This window comes from Mesorhizobium sp. L2C084A000 (assembly GCF_000502875.1).
Lineage (GTDB): Bacteria > Pseudomonadota > Alphaproteobacteria > Rhizobiales > Rhizobiaceae > Mesorhizobium.
The window spans coordinates 951008-968109 of sequence record NZ_AYWX01000001.1 but is presented as its reverse complement, the minus strand read 5'-3'; the positions used below and the strand labels follow the sequence as shown (position 1 = coordinate 968109).

Genomic DNA, 17102 nt, shown 5'->3' with positions numbered 1-17102 from the left:
CGGGCAAGCTTCTGATTTTGCTGCTGGTTCATCGGAGGCCGCTTGCAGGATGACGAATTCACGCCGAAGCTCGGCAAAATTGGCTCGCGCGGCTCGAAGGCGGGCAAACGCTACGCTGGCCAGGTGCAGGCCGCGATCAACCGAGCAGGCGGCAGGAGCGGACGCGGCAGCCGCTTCATCGGAAGCCGGGTGGGGCGCGGCGGGGCCGCTGCCGCCGTTCTTAGAGCGCGCGACCGCCACGCGGCGTTTCGGCAGCGGCGCGCAGTCGTCAAGGCACGCATCGTCAAGCTGGCCGGCAAGGGAGCCGACGGGGCTCGTGCGCACCTCCGCTACCTCCAGCGCGACGGCGTCACCCGGGAAGGCGAGCGTGGCGAGCTCTACGCTGCCGACAATGACCGCGCGGACGGCAGGGCCTTTCTCGATCGCGCGAACGGTGACCGTCATCAGTTCCGCTTCATCGTCGCCCCTGAAGACGGTATCGAGTATGATGACCTGAAGCCGCTCACCCGGCGCCTCATGGCGCAAATGGAAGAAGACCTCGGCACCAGGCTAGACTGGGTGGCCGTCGACCATTTCAACACCGGCCATCCCCACACCCACATCATCGTGCGCGGCAGGGACAATCACGGCGAGAACCTCGTCATAGCGCGGGACTACATCTCCTCTGGCTTGCGCGAGCGCGCAGCCGAACTGGTTAGCCTCGACCTTGGCCCGCGCACCGACCGCGAGATCGAGCAGCGCTTGCGCCAGGAGATGGAGAAGGAACGCTTCACCAGCATCGACCGGCAACTGATGCGCATGCGCGACGATGAGGGGTGTGTCTCACTGGCCAGCCGAGACACCTTTCGCCAGACGCTGCACCAGGGCCGCCTGCGCAAGCTCGAGCGGATGGGCCTCGCCGAGGAGATGCCTGCGGGTCGCTGGCGCCTGGAGGATGAGCTCGAAGCCACGCTACGCCGCATCGGCGCGCGCGGCGACATCGTCAAGACCATCCATCGCGAGCTGACCGGCAAGGGGCTCGTCCGCAGTGCCGCCGACCATCTTATCCACGATCGATGCGACGGGTCGGCTCAAACCGTGGTCGGACGTGTCGTCGGGCGCGGGCTGGCCGACGAAATCACTGACCGCCATTACCTCGTCGTCGACGGCGTGGACGGCAAAAGCCACTATTTTGATATCGGCAAAGGCGAGGCCACCCAACCGACACCAGAGGGCTGCATAGTGCGGGTCAGGCCGAGGGACACCGGGCCAAGAAAAGTCGACCGCACAATTGCCGGCATCGCCACGGTCAACGACGGGCGCTACAGCATCGATATCCATCTCAAGCATGACCCCTCGGCCACCGAACGCTTTGCCGAAACGCACGTGCGGCGACTGGAGGCGATCCGCCGTGCGACCGGTGGCGTCGAGCGCGAGCCGGACGGCACATGGACAGTCGCGCCCGACCATCTCAACCGCGTCGCGGATTACGAGCGTCAGCGAGCGAGGGCCCAGCCTGTTGTCGTCGACAAGCTCTCATCAATGCCGCTGGAGAGCCAAGTAGGCTTCGACGGCGCCACCTGGATCGACCAGGAGCTGGTATCAGCCCACCCTGAATCCTTGCGCGACTCTGGCTTCGGTCGCGAAGTACGTCAGGTCCAGGCCCGCCGACAGCAGTGGCTGATCGCGCAAGGTCTTGCCCATGATGCGCAGGATCGGGTCATCTATCGCGCCAACATGCTTTCAATGCTGCGCCAACGAGAGCTGAACCGTGTTGCCAGTCAGCTCTCGGACGAACTCGGGCTCTCGTATTCTGAAGCGCAGCATGGCAATCGAATAGACGGTACGCTGCGCCGCTGCGTCGAGCTCGCCGGCGGAAAATACGGTGTCATCGCGAAATCGCGCGAGTTCACGCTGGTGCCTTGGCGGCCGGTGCTTGAGCATCATATCGGCAAGGAGGTGTCTGGCGTGGTGCGCGCCGAGGGGATTTCCTGGACGATCGGACGCCAGAGGAGCGGGCCCGGCGTTTCGTGAACTGGCTACAATTTATTTGTCCGCGTTGAAACAGGTACTCAGCCCAGACGGAGTTCCTCCGCCTGCTGCTTGCTCGCAGCATTCATTTGGCGGAGAGTCAGTGTTCTGCATTTTGTAGTTCGCTCCGTCAAAAAGCGCTGGGAATATGCATCATGTTCTGCGTTGACACGGAAGCCGCTCCCGATGGGCTGCCAGCTAGAAAGGTGGGCTGACTCGTGACAGCGCAAGGGGCTCTGGCGGCCGCGGTACGGCGACGCGAGTTCTGGCATTGAGGATGAAGCCGCACTTCCCGATCTTATTCTACTCGCAGGACCGGCAGACGCGGCGGTCGCCCGTGCGAGCAACCATGCTGTTGGCCCTGGCGTGAACTGGCAGTCCGTCCCGGGGGGACTTTGTAACGGAGAAAACTAGGCGGAAAGAGGCGCGCGGCCCGTCTCCCCAGCAACCCGCCTTGCGGATTCCTCCTCTGCCCGCTTCGCAGACGGGGATACCCTCCGCCCCCTTGCTATTCGTTGCCCGCCGCTATGCAAAGGACAGGCGACCTGAATCCGTGCTCAAGCCGATCTGGCGGCAGAGAGGGGGGTCTCGGGCTGAACATGGGACCCGTGATGGACATAATTGCCACGCGAATCCTCATGCTCGCCTAACCGGCCGGAACGATTTGCAATCCGGGCAGGCTCAACAAATTAAGGAGTAGCTCGTTCCGTGTCCAAGCCCAGACAAGTCTTGGTTTTCTCACGGGCGCGATACAAAAGGCACAGGCTGGACTTGGCTGCCGGGGGCGGGGCTTGTCGACCGCTCGATTGAAAGTGAGATGCGAGGCGGAGAATCACCCATGTGCAGAGCGGCAAGGCGCTCGCCTATGTCCCTGTCATTCACCGTTAGTCGATGGTTTAGACGAAGATAGTCCGTCCATGTCGGCGTGCGGAATGTCTCGGTCCAAAGCGTCGACTTCTGAAGGTCGCGCTGGAGGGTCCAGTCCCGCGCACCGGCGCGGCTCTGAACGCGCCGCCTTTCGCGCATGCAGCTCAGAAATTCATCGATACTCTCCTCGAGTATCGAGTACTCCATCTTGATCACGATCGGACCGCTCCTGGGCTTCAAAGGGAGGGCCAGTTCTGGTGGCCTGAAGTCGACGGCCGCTTGATCCGATTCCTCCCATAGCCGCACCGGCAATAGCTTTCCCACAGCCGCGACCAGCAACAGTGCCGCTGCAGCACCTTCCAAAGCCCACGTCAGCGAATAGTACTGCGCGACAGCACCCCAGATCCAGCTACCCGCTGCCATGCCGCCGTAGGTCAGGGCGTAATAGATGGACAGAGTGCGACCAACGACCCACCTTGGGCTTGCCAACTGCACACACACGTCGGTTCCGGTCCAGGTGACAACCCAGCCAGCGCCACCGATTGCAAGCGCGATCGCCGCCACAGCCACCGACGATGTGAGGGCCATCAAAAGGCAGCACGTTGCGCAAGCAACGGATGCGAGCGTGATCAATCGGTTCTGGGACGTGATGCGTCTCAAGTAGCTGCTGCCAATGCCGGCGATGAAGGCGCCTGTGCCGAAGCCGGCCAATAGCACGCCGTACACAATTGGCCCTCCCGCCAGCTGGTCGCGAACCAGGAGGGGGAGCAAAGCAAGGATCGAGATGCTTGATAGCCCGAACAGGGTTGCACGCACGATCGCCACTCTGATCTCTGAGGATATCGCCGTGAATCGCATGCCATCATGAATGGCCGTAGTCATCCGCTCGCGCGGAAGAGGCGAAGAGCGAACTTGCCACTGTGAGCGCAGAACAGCGCTCAACGGGACCAGGTCACTTAGCGCAGCGAGGGCGAAAGCCGTAAGGGGGCCCAGCAAAGCTAAGATTACACCGCCCAGCGCCGGTCCTATGCTCCGAACCACGTTGTACCCCACCGACATCAGCGTCACTGCAGCGGGTATGTCGCGCTTTTCCAGGATATCGCCGACCGAGGCGTGCCAGGCTGGATCGTTCAAGGCAAAGCCGCATCCGGCCAAGAAACTCAGTCCCAGGATCAGCCATGGACTAGCAAAGCCCAGTCCCACAGAGAGTGCCAGCGCCGTGGATGCCAGTGCGATCAGGCAGTGTCCGGCAAGCATCACGCCACGGCGGCTGAAGCTGTCTGCAATGGCTCCAGCAAGGATCGACAAGAAGAACGCGGGCAGCGTCGATGCAGCCTGTACGAGCGCAACCATCAGATCGGAGGCTGAAATCGTGGCCATGAGCCAGCTTATAGCCACGCTCTGCACCAGCCAGCCAAGGCTGGATATCTGCGTGGCTGTCCAGATAGAACGAAAGACCGGGTTGTGAAGAGGGATCAGTGTGTTTGCCGCAAAGCGCGGAGGATCTTGACGCCGCATCACTTCTCACCTCCACTGGGTGTCGTTCTTCCGCTCATTTGCTTGCAGCGGTGCGCTCTCTGCACAGACTGCGTCACAGCGAAGTTCCGAGAACGCGCTCGCAACAGGGACAATGTGGCATCCACGGTGCTGATGCGCGTTGAGGTACCAACCTGGCCGTTAGCTGATGGGTCCCGCAGCCCGCTTGGTGCGGTCAGTTCTGCCCTGTGACTCTTGGCTTTAGACGGTGCTAGCGCCCCGATGGCCGGCTTGTCAAATTGCCGTAGTGCCAGCACATCCATCCCATCTGTTGACCGCGATCTCCGACGAGGTTGAGCAGCGGGAGGTCAACGGCAAATCTGGGTATTTCCGCTTCCGTCGGGCGCGTGGCCATCGTCCAGAAACCCGAAGACGTTCATCACCCATGCGACCACGCGCCCGAGACGATGCGACACGGCGGTAGCGGTTCACCAGAGGACGTGCGTTCTACTCAGCAGAAACATTGTTCTGCCGATCGTCGGCTGCGCCAGCCGCCACATAAAGCGTGCGCCAGAGTTCTTGCACCCGTCATTGGACTCCCGCTTTGCAGGTTTCGCCTAGGGCCTGCATCAGGTCATCGATGATGTCCTGAGGATGTTCAAGCCCTACAGAAATTCGCAGCAATCCGCCTGGCGCTTTGGACTTCGCACCTTCAACGGATGCGCGATGCTCTATCAGAGAATGCGTCCCGCCAAGGCTTGTCGCCCGGACAACAATCTTCAGGCGGCCGGCCACGGCCATTGCAGCATCGGCTCCGCCCTCGACGATAAAGGATAGCATCGCTCCGTAATGGCTCATTTGCCGCGTAGCAAGATCGTGTCCCGGGTCAGTTTGCAGACCAGGAAAGAGCACTTTTTCGACGCCCGGATGAGACGCCAGGGCCTCGGCCACTTTCTGGGCGCCTTCGCAATGGGCGCGCATGCGGACCGGCAATGTCTGCAGGCCCCGCAACGCCAGCCAACAGTCGAAGGGCGCTGCGACGCTGCCCTTGTGTTTCTGGACCATCCGCAATGGGCGACCGAGGGGTGACGCGTTTGGGACAATGACGACACCGGCCATCAAATCCGAGTGGCCGCCAATGTACTTTGTCGCCGAGTGCATCACCGCGTCTGCCCCGATTTCGAGTGGCAGTTGAAGCACTGGGGTGGCCCACGTATTGTCCACCACCGCCAAGGCGTTTGCCTCGTGCGCGATTGCGCAGATGGCCGCAATGTCGACAACGCGGATCATCGGGTTTGACGGCGTCTCGATCCAGACGAGGCCAGTCCGCTTCGATGTCACCGCGGCGCGCAAAGCGTCCAAATCGCGCATGTCGACTGGGGCAAAGTCGAAGCGAGACCCAATGTCGGTCTCTTCGATCAGCGAACGAATGCCGAAATACATGTCATCCGGCAGAACGATCCGACCCGCCGACGGATGGCTCTCGAAAACTGCAGCGATTGCGGCCATGCCCGAAGCGAAGGCGATGCCGTCTTCCCCTCCCTCAAGCGTCGCCATGGCCGCCTCGAACGCATTGCGTGTAGGATTTCCATCCCTTGTGTATTCGAAGCCGGACGGAAATGACCCGTTGACACCGCGTTCGAACGTCGTGCTGGTGTGCAGCGGCATGGATACGGCCCCCGTGGACGCGTCGACCCCTCGGCCGCAGTGGATCGCCTTCGTCTCAAAACGCATCGGTTATTTCCTTCCTAACGGGCAGTTGCAATTTCGCCCCGGTCATTATACTGACCGCAATAGGTGAGCCGAGGTCCTAAGTCAATATAATGACCGATCTTACGACAGCGATGGATTCCGAGCAGGTGCTTGGCAAAGCGATGGCGGCCCGAATCCGAGACTTGAGGCGCGACCAAAATCTGACCCTGGATCGACTGGCAAAACTGAGCGGGTTGTCCAAGGGAACCGTCGTCTCGCTGGAGCAAGGCAAGGCGAACCCCAGTATCGGCATACTTTGCCGATTGGCGGCGGCGTTTTCGCTCTCCGTGGCCGATTTGTTGAACGAGCACCCTTCCACGGTGTGCCTTCCCATCGAGCGGACAGAGACCAGGAGGCTTTGGACGAGCGCCAAGGGAAGCTCTGCACAACTGCATTCGTCGACCTCGGGACGCACGATGTTCGAACTGTGGAGCTGGGTCATGATGCCGGGCGACGTGTTTTCCGCGGACGCTCATAGTCTGGATACGCGCGAGCTGATCTCGGTCAGTCAGGGTGCCCTGAGCGTTGTGGTAGGTGCCCATGTGGTAATTTTAAGCGAAGGCGAGAGTGCGCGGCTTGTCACTGACCAACCGCACTCATACGCGGCGGCATCTGATGTGCCCGCCCATTTCTCGATGGCGGTGCTTGAGCGTGGTGGACACCGAGGTCCGGGGCACTCGTCGACGGCAGCGAAGATTCAGGAGCCCGTTCCGTAAGGCTCCGCCGATTACTAGCAACCGCCATTCGCGACAGGAGATAAACCGTTGTACGTTCCGCCTCATTTTGCCGTCCCTGATCAGAACGCCCTGTTCGAGCTTATCGAGAAACACCCGCTTGGTATCCTCGTCACCCAAAGCAAAGGCACACTGGACGCGAACCACCTCCCCTTCGAGCTTGACCGCTCGAAGGGAGACAAGGGCGTTCTCAATTGCCATGTCGCTCGCAAGAACCCAGTCTGGGAGGAAGTCGCCAATGGCGATGAGGTTCTCGTAATCTTCCGTGCGGCCGACGCTTACATCTCGCCGAACTGGTATCCAAGCAAGCACGAACTCCACAAGCAGGTGCCGACGTGGAACTATCTCGTCGTCCACGCCCACGGACGCATCACTGTCCGGGATGATGAGCGATATGTACGCCGTAACGTGGCGAAGCTCACTCATATGCAAGAAGCCTCGCAGCCTGCCCCGTGGAAGATGGGCGACGCGCCGAAGGACTTCATCGACACGATGGTTAAGGCAATCGTCGCCCTGGAGATCGAGATCACCGGCCTGGTTGGAAAATCAAAACTCAGCCAGAACAAAGACTTGCGCGACATTCAGAACCCTGGTGAAATGCTGCGTGCCCAAGGGGCCATTGCGATGGGAGAAGCGATGCTCGCGGCTGCGGCGGCCAAATCCCAATAGCATTTGTCTTGTCCGGACAAAGCCGCTGGTGCCGGCCTCCGACGGGTCACCTAGCCCGCCTTGACGCACGGCAATAGCTTTTGACGGCCTGAAGCGACGCTGTGGTCACCGTTGTGATACTTTCCCACGCGCCTGGTCAGGCGGCAGGATTGCTCCGTAGTGGCCGACGGGTTCGTTTCAGTCGCCTGCGCCCCGTTGTATGTCGGCGACCACCCGCTACCGGTCTTGAATGAGGCGCAATCGCACGCGTTTCGAAGCCACGTACCTTGGCGCACGCTCGACCATGCACTCGACGCAGCTCCCAAGTGGCGGCGCCGTCAACGATCTCCTTGAACCTGCGGAACTTGCCTGAAAGCACTTCTCTTACGGGAGATGATTGGCTATGTCGCCGAACCGACTGATGGAGATGGTGGCGGGCGCCGCCGTAGCGATCAGACCCGCCTTGCAGCGCAATGGCTACCCGGGCCCGACCGGGAGATGCGGGCGGGACTGTGAACTGCGGAGACGGAGCGGATCGGCATGGAGCCGTGACCGCTTGCGGTCTGGCTCTGGAACGAGTTAACGAAGCGCGGACTTCCGATCGTGTCAAGCGCCGCCCTCTCGATGATGCCGAACAAATCGGGCCCCGACGAGCGGCGGGCCTTGCCAGATCGGACGGACCGGATGTTTTAAGCAGGTTCGCACCAAGAGCCACGGCACCTGTGTCGTGCGGGTGCTGCTGTCGGCACGCGACCTTCTCGTCAGCCTAGTAGGCAAAATCGAGAACAGATGCCTGGGCTTCTTAAGGCCTTCGGCGTCATAGTCGGCAAGAAGATCGATGCCCAGGTGATCCTACACATGCTCAGGATCCAGGCGACGCAGGTCTACCATGATCCGCTGCGAGCCGGCATCAACGACGTGCATGAACTGTCGAAGACACATGAAGCGATCGCCAGGGCCAAGACCGAGATCCAGCACCGCATCCTGACAACTACCTGCCGCTGTATTTTCCCGAGATCGATCGCTTCCGGGGGAACAGCCGCAGCGATTGGTTCTTTGCCTTCCTCGATGCCTTTTCGACCCCAGCAAGCATCACGGCGCTGACGAAGGAGGAGTTTGTGGCAGCAGCTTGGGATGTCGTCGGCCGCAAGGTCAGCAAGACACAGATTCTGATGGATATTTTCGAGACGGCGCGCCCATCGATCGGACTGCCGCTGCCACTTGATGCGCCTGCCATTCGCATGTTCCGGATGGTCATTGACGAAGCACGCAGCCTGATCCGGCACCGCAATGAGATCGAAGCACAGGCCGACGATCTGCTGCGGCACAGCCAGGATTACCAGCTCCTGCGACAAATCCCGGGCATCGGACCGATCAAGGCATTGACCGTCATTGCCGAAGCCGGCGATCTTCGCCGCTTAGGTCATCATCGCCAGTTTCTAAAGTTCTGCGGGCTGGACCTCTCGACACAGAAGTCCGGTCAATATCGAGGCCAGACCCTAGCATTCCTAAGCATACTGACCAGGGCGACCTCGACCCCCCCTAATCACAGCGGTGAGCTCGCAGGCGGGGTCGATGAACACTATTGATTGGCCGAGCTTGAGCGGCATCTCTATCACATTGATAGCCTATTAGGCTGGTCCGGCGTTTGATCGGACCCATGCTCCATCCGAGCAGCTTGTGAGGGATGCAGCCGAACCAGGCGCTGCTCCCACAGTCTTCGCAGGTCCTCCATCAGAGCTTCATGCTCAGCTTGATCCGGCGCAATTATATTGAGGTGATCGCTTAACACGGCTTCGCCCTCAATCCGCATCAGCAGATTAAACAGGTCGTTTGAAATTCGCACACTGTCAATGCTGGAGTGGTTCGGAATAATCTCGCAGACAGTCTCCTGATGATCTCGCGCTGTGTAAGCACGGGTTTGATGGAGGGAGACTGAGGGAGGCAATGAAATCGAAAGCGCAGTCCAATCCTGCAGCGTTGCAGCCCGTTTTTTTACCAGGAAGGGCCCGACCACAAGTCCATCCAGCTCTGTCGTCAAAAATGTGGCAATCGCGTCTGCAACCGTATCCACGATCGGTTCAGCATTGTTGTTAAAGGACGTATTGAGCAGAATTGGAGTGCCTGTCCGCTTCTTGAACGCATTGATGACCTCCCAGTAAGCGGGGTTGGCATCGCGCGATACTGTTTGCAGCCGAGCCGTACCGTCGACGTGCGTAATGGCACCCAACAAGGCGCGCTTTGAGTCACGCACGCGAACGACGAAATTCATGAATGGAAATTCGTGTTTACCGTCCGGGAGGTCGAAAAATTCGCTCGCATCCTCTTCCAGCACAGATGGTGCGAAAGGCCTATAGCCTTCGCGCTTCTTGACCATGGCATTGATCCGGTCCTTGTTTGCAGCGGGCCGAGGGTCGGCAAGAATGCTGCGGTTGCCCAGCGCACGTGGCCCAAACTCCGAACGACCCTGCACCCAGCCGATCACGGCGCCGTTGGTGATCCAGTGGGCTGCACTGCTCGCTACGTCATAAGAGCGTTCAACCTCGAGATGTCCGGACCATGCGTTCAGTTCCTGTTCCACGGCGCGGTCGCTCCCGAGATCAGGACCCCAATAGACCTCCTGCAGTCGCTCACGCGGCGCGGGGCGGCCCATCTCGTTAGAGACTATCAGCGCAGCTCCCAATGCGCAGCCAGCGTCGTGAGACGCGGGTTGCACGAAGATGTCTTCGAAAAGCCCTGAATACAGCAGCTTGCCGTTCATCGTGCAGTTGTGGGCTACCCCTCCCGCCAGACACAACCGCTTCATGCCGGTGGCCTCACGGTGGTGCCGGAGAATGTGGAACACGATCCGCTCAAGCGCTTCCTGCAGTGACGCACTCACATCTCGATGCTGCTGGGTGAAAGGCATTCCCTTTCGCCTGATCTCGATGTTGCGGAGCAACGCCGGACCGATGCGGTCGAGGTGAACACGGTAGCCACCGTTGGCGGAGAGCTCGTAGAACTGCTCGAAGAGCTCGCGATAGGGAGCGGGGTCGCCATAGGGCGCGAGTCCCATTACCTTATACTCGTCGAACATGCCGTAGCCGAGACAGCGGATCGTCTCGAGATAAAACAGCCCAAGAGAATTGTCCTCCGGGAAAGCCTCGATTTGCGTAATTTCTGTGCCAGACCCTACCGCCACAAGGCCCGACAGGAAATCACCACAGCCATCAATCGCTAGAATGAGACTTTGTTCGAAGCCCGACATTGCAAAGGCGCTCACGGCGTGCGCCTGATGATGACCTACGAATGAAATACGCGAACTGTCCAACTTAGTGCCGAACTCACGCGCTAACAGGTTCTGCACCAACATTTTAGCATCCAACGGAGTGGAGAGAATGTCCGGTTGGGAAGCGGACATACCTTCAAGCATGGCGTTGGCATAGGGCTCGCTGGCGTAGACCGCGACACGATCAATGTCGCTGAGCTGAACCCCGGCCGTCGAGAGACAGTATTGAATCGAACCACTTGGCAGCTTGTTCGAGTGCTTGATTCGATTGAGGCGTTCCTCTTCTACGGCGGCTATCACCTTTCCGTCTCGGACGAGCACCGCGGCGCCATCGTGCATAAAGGCGTTCGGACGCTCGAATCGGTTTTCATGGACTTGGTCAAGTCCGCCGCTGATTCCTAGGCACAGCATTTCTTTCTCCAAATAGTAACGGGAAGCCAAATTGGCTTACCTCGACTGTTTCCAACTAAATAGGCCGTGTTGTCGCCTGCAGCTGCGACCGCCCGTCAGGCATCAGCGGCATCGAAGAAAGCCTCATAAACGATCAATGAGATGCTTCGACTGTGACGCCTACAGTGCCATCACGCCGAGAGCTTGGCTGGATCATCCAATCCTGAGCGGCTGCTGACATGTATCCGGCGATGTCGTTTTCATCGGCAGAACCAACTTGCGATGCCGCCTGTTCTTGGGAAGGGCGGCCGTCGACGAATAACAGTACCGCCCCCGTGAACTGGCCCGATTTCATTCTCCGAAGCGACCATGGTCGCACCGCCCGACTTTGTCGGCCAGTTGCAACTCACTTTCTCGGCACGACCTCCACTGCACGTCAGGGCGCATCGAAGATTTTCTCCTTTGGATTATTCCTAAGGCAGCTTTCGTCACACGATAGAGCAGCGTGTGATTGGTGCGTGAGGCTCTTTTTTGTCCATGCACGATTCCGGAAGAGTGATGAAATCGATTGTTTTGATCAAAGTCATCCACGCTATGAATAACAGCCGCAGCACATGCGTTTTCAAAGCGCTTCAGGCTTCCCGGATGGCTACTCCGATGTGAAGCGCATGGCATTCCAAGCGCTCTGTCAACCAAACGACGAGTATCGGCGTCGACCCTCATTGCCTTCGTCTTCGCGACTCCGTGACAGCGGCTGGCATTGTGTTTGTAGGGCATCGGGCGAAGATCATGTCGATCGGCCATCTCGCCTGCCTATCGGCAAACCCTTGAACAATGATCCACGCACCAGCGCGATTGTGATCACGAGCGCCTCTGAGCTCGGGAGGTTCGGTTTTCTGAGGGTTCCTGGGTCTCCGAAGCGATGGAGGTAGCTAGCCTTCCTGGTGCTATACGGTTGTGCTCTTCAATGGAGTGGACGCATTTGCGTCTCGAAAGCGGTTCTTCAGTGGAACCGGCGCCAAGGCCCGTCTGTGGTCGTTCAGAACACGGGGTGCCGTCTCCAAACCGGCTATTGGAGCGGGCAGCCGCCGGAATTTGACCCATGGAAATGAGCGCCTGTCAGGAGGCGTTCGAAAACGGCGCGATCTTCATCGCGGCTGTTTCATGGTGTCATTCCTGACATGTTCTTTATAATCGGCAGCTTGCGGATAGTCTTGCCCGTCGCCGCCCGTAGCGCGTTGGCGACGGCCGGGCCGATCGGCGGCACACCTGGCTCACCAACTCCCGTGGGCGGCTCCTCGGACGGCACAATGTGCACCTCGACTCGCGGCATCTGCTCGATCCTGAGCGGTGTATAGGTATCGTAGTTCTCTTGGTCTACGACACCGCCCTTCAGGGTCAGCTCCTCCTGGAGGATCGCGCCTAGCCCGAATCCGATACCGCCCTCCATCTGAGCGCGAATCTGGTCAGGATTTATCGCGGTGCCGCAATCTACCGCGCAGACGACGCGGTCGACCTTGAAACCATTTTCATCGTTGAGGGTGATCTCCACCACATCGGCGACATAGGTCGAGAGGCTTTCATGCAGGGCCACGCCGCGGAAACGGCCTTCCGGCAGAGGCTTGTCCCAGCCTGCCTTCTCAGCAGCCACTTTAAGCACGGCGGCATGCCGTGGATGGTGACCGAGCATTGACAAGCGGAAGTCGACCGGATCACGGTTCGCAGCGGCGGCGAGCTCATCGATCAGGGTTTCCACCGCGTAAGCGGTGTGGGTGGAGCCTACCGAACGCCACCACAGCACCGGGATGTTCACGTCCGTGGTGGTCAGCTCGACCTTCAGGTTCGGGATCGCATAGGGCAGGTTGGTGGCGCCCTCTACGGAGGTTGGATCGATGCCGTTCTTGATCATCGCCGCAGAGGTCGAACCGCCCAAGACCGATTGGCCCACGATGTGGTCATGGAGAGCGACGACATTGCCTTTCTTGTCGAGCCCCGCCTTGACTGCGTGCACATAGGCCGGCCGGTACCGCCCACCCCGCATGTCATTCTCGCGGGTCCACTGCACCTTCACTGGCTTGCCGCGTCCCAGTGCACGCGCTGTGGAAACAGCTTCGATGATGACATCTGCATCCAAGACCGCGCGGCGGCCGAAACTGCCGCCGGTCTTCATCACGTGCAGCCTCACCTTGTCCGGCGTGGTGCCGCCTACCTGAGCGGCAGCCGCCTGATAAAGGTCGGGCATCTGGTGTCCGCCCCAGACGTCGATGGTGCCGTCTTCGTTGATTCGGGCGGCCGCGTTGAGTGGCTCGATCGAAGCATGGACAAGATAGGGGAATTCGTAGTGCCCCTCGATGATTTTCTCAGCACTGGCGAACGCTGCGGGAGTGTTACCGTCGTCGCGCGCGGTGGCCGCGCCCAGATCGTCTGCGGCCTTGTTGTATTCGGCCATGATCTCGGCCGTGCCGCGCTCTTCGGCCTTCTCCTCGTTCCAGGTCACCTCCACGAGGTCGCGGCCCTTCAGCGCCGTCCAGGTGTCCCTGCCAACCACGGCAATGCCTCGCGGCGTCTGGACGACATCGACAATGCCGTCGAGTGCCTTGGCCTTGGTTGCGTCGAAGCTCTCGATCTCGGCGCCGAACTTCGGCGGATGGATCATAACGGCCGTCTGGAGTCCCTCCATCATGAGGTCGATCGTGTAGGTCTGCGCGCCGTTGGTCTTGCCGGCGGAATCGTAGCGCTTGAGGCTGTCCGATCCGATCTGGGCCCACTTGTCGCGCGGCTTTAGCGGCACGTCGTCGGGAACCGGCATTCCCGCTGCGGCTTCAGCCAGGTCACCGTAGCGCGCCTGCATCCCTGAGGCGTGCGACACGACCCCGGAAGCGACTTTGATCTCGCCGGCTGGCACATCCCACCGCTGCGCCGCGGCCGCCACCAGCAAGGCCCGTGCGGCAGCACCCGCCTTGCGGTAGCGTTCCCACGACGAACTCATCGACGTGGAGCCACCAGTTGCCTGTGCGGCCCCGCCCCAGGCGACATTGCCGTAGAGCGCGGTATTGCCATATCCGCCGACCACGTCCACCTGCGCCCAGTCGCCGTCGAGCTCTTCCATAACCAGGGTGGCGATGCCGAAATAGGAGCCTTGTCCCATCTCGAACTGCGAGGAGTAGATGATGATTCGGTTCTCCTTTGTGATCTCGACATAGGTCTGGAAGGGGTTCGCCTGAACCTTTGCAGTAGTCGTTTGTGCGATGTCGGACGCCGCCAGCACTAGCCGGTAGCCCACGGCGAGGCCAGCGGTGGTGACGCCCGCGCCGACGAGGAACCGGCGGCGCGTGGGCCGCACGGAGTTATGCTTCGAGAGAAACTGCGACATGCCTCAAGTCTCCAGCCGGTTGGCGGTCTCGTGGATGGCCGCGCGGATGCGATGATAGGTGGCGCAGCGGCAGAGATTGCCGCTCATCGCCGAATCAATATCATCGTCCGTCGGCTTAGGCGTTTCTGTAAGGAGGGCCACGGCCGACATGATCTGGCCAGACTGGCAATAGCCGCATTGAGGTACGTCGAACTCGGCCCACACGGCCTGGACCGTTTCGCCTATCTTGCCCGACACACCCTCAATGGTGGTGATCGAGGCTCCTTCGATGTCGCCGACTGCGGTCTGGCACGAGCGCGTCGGCATGCCGTTAACGTGAACCGTGCAAGCGCCGCACTGGGCAAGCCCGCAACCGAATTTCGTTCCCGTGAGTCCGATGACGTCACGGACCGCCCAGAGCAGCGGCATCTCTGGATCGACGTCGAGTGTTCGCGCCTCGCCATTGAGGGTAAAAGCGACCATTGCTTGCTCTCCTTGTCCTGAGCTGGCTATCTCGTTGAGCCTCCGCCCGCCTGGCAACCGAGCTCTTGTTGCTGAGGCCTAGCGACCACACCCTAGGAACGCGCAGCTCAAGCAACAAGCCGCTAGGTTGGCGAGTTACGAGATCGTGAAGTGGGTCGTGTCGAAAGGCTGGAGGCAACTGAATGTCATTTTTTGGGCGGACAGGCCGCTTTAGGCTGAGTTACACGAGACTGGACATTCGGGCCGTCGCGAACATCGACCGCTGGTCGGCCGCGTCCGGCAGGGCCCTGATTGGCTACACGAAATGAAATGGGACGACTATCGATGGGGGCCTACCTCGACCCGCAACCTCCACGACTGGACCCTCAGGTTTCCGACTATCGTCCCGGGCGGTGGCCGAGCTCGGCGCCTCGGACGCGATAATAGACGGTGAGGCGTTCGTCGTTGACCAGAAGGCTTGTCGCGCATTCCCAGTCTTCAGCGGGTTCTTGGCCGCGGCGGGAGACGTCAGGACCATGCTTGCCGGCTTCGACCTGCTCAAGATCGACGGCGAGGGTCTTCGCGAGCGGCCACTCGTCGATCGGCGCAAAGCGCTAGTTAACCTGCTGAGACGCCGCCCAAACGGCATCGTTCTGAGCGACGAGATCAGCGGCGGCAGCGACATTCTCGCGCAAGTCTGCCAGTTCGGCCTCGACGGCATCGTCTCCAAGCTGCGTGTCAGTCCATATCGATCCGGCCGGCGCCAAGAATGGGTGAGACAAAATGCGTGCTGAGTGATGAGTTCATCGTCATCGGCTGCGAACCCGGCAACAGTTACGGCGGTCGGGAAGCGTGCTCTGGCGAATGTCGAGGACGGAAATCTGGTGTTCGCCGGCGGCATTGGCACCGGCTTCAATGCGCGCACCGGGCCGGAGTAAAGCGCCGGCTCGATGCCATTCCAATGGATAAACCACCGATTCCTAGTTTGAAGGCGAACGGTGCGGCATGGGCGGAGTGCCCTGCGCAGTCTGTACCTCCGCAGTCGATTGTCGAGTTCGAAGGGGTGTGATTGGCGTCGAGACCGCTCCAGCCATGGCTATCAGCACGCCGAGTGCGTTGTTTTCGATCAATTCTCGAAATGAGCGGGTAAATACATGCACTTCCTTTCACTTGCCGAACGGGGTTTGCTGTTCACCGGCTGGCATCCGATGGCAAACCTTTCAACGCGGCGGCGATCTGGCGCTTCGCTGCTGGGGGCAGAGGCAGGATGGGACGCGGGGGTTCGGCACTGCAAACGTCGAGCAATTCAGCGAGTGCATGGACGACGCGAAGGCTCGAGAACTCCTTGAAGAGGCTCCAGATCGGGACCAGCGCGGCATTGATCCGTCGCGCTTCGGCCGCATCGCCCTGTTGCGCCGCTGTGACGATCGTCATGCAGACCTCGGGCAGGATGCCCGCAAGGACGCTGTACCATGTGTCGGCGCCGGCGATCATGGCCTCGGCGGCGTTCCAGTCGCCGCTGTAGCCAATCGAGAACCCTTCCGGCAGTGTGCGCCTCTGGGCGGTCAGGTGGTTCTTGATCGCATCGCTTTTGTCTGTCGGATTCTTGATGGCGACAATCCCAGCCACCTTTGCCAGGCGGCTGACAAGGGGTGGACTGAAATGGAAATGCGTCGTTCCTGGATTGTCGTAGACGACGATCGGCAGGCCACTTTCGCGCGCCACAGTGGAGAAATGTTCGAACACCTCGTCATCAGTAAGCGGGGTGTAGGAGGCGGCGGCAAGCAAACCCGCAGCTGCTCCAAGGGCCTTGGCGTCTTGCGCGAGCCCCACGGCTTCATCGGTGCGCAGCGCGCCCACACCCACCACGACCGGCATTTGCCCCGCCGTTTGGTCCAAGGTCTCGGAGAGCGCCCGCCGCCGTTGCTCGCGCGACAGATAGATGTATGTGCCGGTGCTGCCGAGAAGACCGATGGAATCGACCTGAGCAATGCCAAGCCGAGCAATCAGCCTGCGCAGGGCAACGCTATCGACGCGGCCGTCACGATTGGTCGGGGTGATGGGGAACGCGGAAAGACCGCTCAGGAATGCCATGGCAAGGCTCCAGATCTTTGTGTGAGCGCAGAGGTGGCCGCACGCCAGG

Annotated in this window: 10 protein-coding genes and 1 pseudogene; 5 read left to right on the top strand and 6 right to left on the bottom strand. The window is 60.5% G+C overall.

Annotated features, from left to right (window positions below):
- Positions 1 to 42: 42 nt before the first annotated feature.
- Positions 43 to 2013 carry a relaxase/mobilization nuclease RlxS gene (gene rlxS, locus X735_RS161365; protein WP_023809302.1) on the top strand — a complete coding sequence of 657 codons (1971 nt, stop codon included), beginning with the start codon at positions 43 to 45 and terminating at the stop codon, positions 2011 to 2013.
- A 735-nt stretch (positions 2014 to 2748) separates the two neighbouring features.
- On the opposite strand, the gene X735_RS161370 is transcribed toward rlxS, so the two are convergent.
- Together X735_RS161370 and X735_RS161375 are read right to left on the bottom strand one after the other, a co-directional pair.
- On the bottom strand, positions 2749 to 4395 hold the full coding sequence (locus X735_RS161370) for an MFS transporter (RefSeq protein ID WP_023809301.1): 1647 nt from the start codon (positions 4393 to 4395) through the stop codon (positions 2749 to 2751).
- Between the two features lie 546 nt (positions 4396 to 4941).
- Complete coding sequence (locus X735_RS161375) at positions 4942 to 6087, bottom strand: PLP-dependent aspartate aminotransferase family protein (RefSeq protein ID WP_023809300.1); 1146 nt, start codon at positions 6085 to 6087, stop codon at positions 4942 to 4944.
- 89 nt (positions 6088 to 6176) lie between these two features.
- Here X735_RS161375 and X735_RS161380 point away from each other — a divergent pair, with 89 nt between their 5' ends.
- The 3 genes and pseudogenes from X735_RS161380 to X735_RS01000000165520 all read left to right on the top strand — a co-directional run.
- On the top strand, positions 6177 to 6821 hold the full coding sequence (locus X735_RS161380; RefSeq protein ID WP_031212486.1) for a helix-turn-helix transcriptional regulator: 645 nt from the start codon (positions 6177 to 6179) through the stop codon (positions 6819 to 6821).
- Positions 6822 to 6869: 48 nt separating this feature from the next.
- Positions 6870 to 7508 carry an FMN-binding negative transcriptional regulator gene (locus X735_RS161385; RefSeq protein WP_023783766.1) on the top strand — a complete coding sequence of 213 codons (639 nt, stop codon included), beginning with the start codon at positions 6870 to 6872 and terminating at the stop codon, positions 7506 to 7508.
- Positions 7509 to 8324: 816 nt separating this feature from the next.
- Positions 8325 to 8986: pseudogene (locus tag X735_RS01000000165520) on the top strand (transposase); the annotation flags it as partial.
- Between the two features lie 116 nt (positions 8987 to 9102).
- On the opposite strand, the gene X735_RS161390 reads toward X735_RS01000000165520, so the two are convergent.
- The 3 genes from X735_RS161390 to X735_RS161400 form a co-directional block, all read right to left on the bottom strand.
- Entirely contained in the window at positions 9103 to 11166 is a 2064-nt protein-coding gene (locus X735_RS161390; RefSeq protein ID WP_023809296.1) for a carbamoyltransferase, read from the bottom strand.
- A 1141-nt stretch (positions 11167 to 12307) separates the two neighbouring features.
- Positions 12308 to 14518: a xanthine dehydrogenase family protein molybdopterin-binding subunit gene (locus X735_RS161395; protein WP_023809295.1), complete on the bottom strand. Its 2211-nt coding sequence runs from the start codon at positions 14516 to 14518 to the stop codon at positions 12308 to 12310.
- Positions 14519 to 14521: 3 nt separating this feature from the next.
- Positions 14522 to 14980 carry a (2Fe-2S)-binding protein gene (locus tag X735_RS161400; protein ID WP_023689394.1) on the bottom strand — a complete coding sequence of 153 codons (459 nt, stop codon included), beginning with the start codon at positions 14978 to 14980 and terminating at the stop codon, positions 14522 to 14524.
- A 392-nt stretch (positions 14981 to 15372) separates the two neighbouring features.
- Here X735_RS161400 and X735_RS161405 point away from each other — a divergent pair, with 392 nt between their 5' ends.
- A complete protein-coding gene (locus X735_RS161405) occupies positions 15373 to 15753 on the top strand; it encodes a hypothetical protein (protein WP_023809294.1) in 381 nt (126 codons plus the stop codon).
- Between the two features lie 397 nt (positions 15754 to 16150).
- Here the strand turns inward: X735_RS161405 and X735_RS161410 are convergent, their stop codons facing one another.
- On the bottom strand, positions 16151 to 17053 hold the full coding sequence (locus tag X735_RS161410) for a dihydrodipicolinate synthase family protein (RefSeq protein ID WP_023735784.1): 903 nt from the start codon (positions 17051 to 17053) through the stop codon (positions 16151 to 16153).
- Positions 17054 to 17102: the final 49 nt, after the last annotated feature.

Excerpts from the sequence above, each read along its gene's own strand:
- X735_RS161370 (WP_023809301.1), bottom strand. The coding sequence starts at position 4,395 with ATGCGGCGTCAAGATCCTCCGCGCTTTGCGGCAAACACACTGATCCCT.
- X735_RS161375 (WP_023809300.1), bottom strand. The coding sequence starts at position 6,087 with ATGCGTTTTGAGACGAAGGCGATCCACTGCGGCCGAGGGGTCGACGCG.
- X735_RS161380 (WP_031212486.1), top strand. The coding sequence starts at position 6,177 with ATGACCGATCTTACGACAGCGATGGATTCCGAGCAGGTGCTTGGCAAA.
- X735_RS161390 (WP_023809296.1), bottom strand. The coding sequence starts at position 11,166 with ATGCTGTGCCTAGGAATCAGCGGCGGACTTGACCAAGTCCATGAAAAC.
- X735_RS161395 (WP_023809295.1), bottom strand. The coding sequence starts at position 14,518 with ATGTCGCAGTTTCTCTCGAAGCATAACTCCGTGCGGCCCACGCGCCGC.
- X735_RS161400 (WP_023689394.1), bottom strand. The coding sequence starts at position 14,980 with ATGGTCGCTTTTACCCTCAATGGCGAGGCGCGAACACTCGACGTCGAT.
- X735_RS161410 (WP_023735784.1), bottom strand. The coding sequence starts at position 17,053 with ATGGCATTCCTGAGCGGTCTTTCCGCGTTCCCCATCACCCCGACCAAT.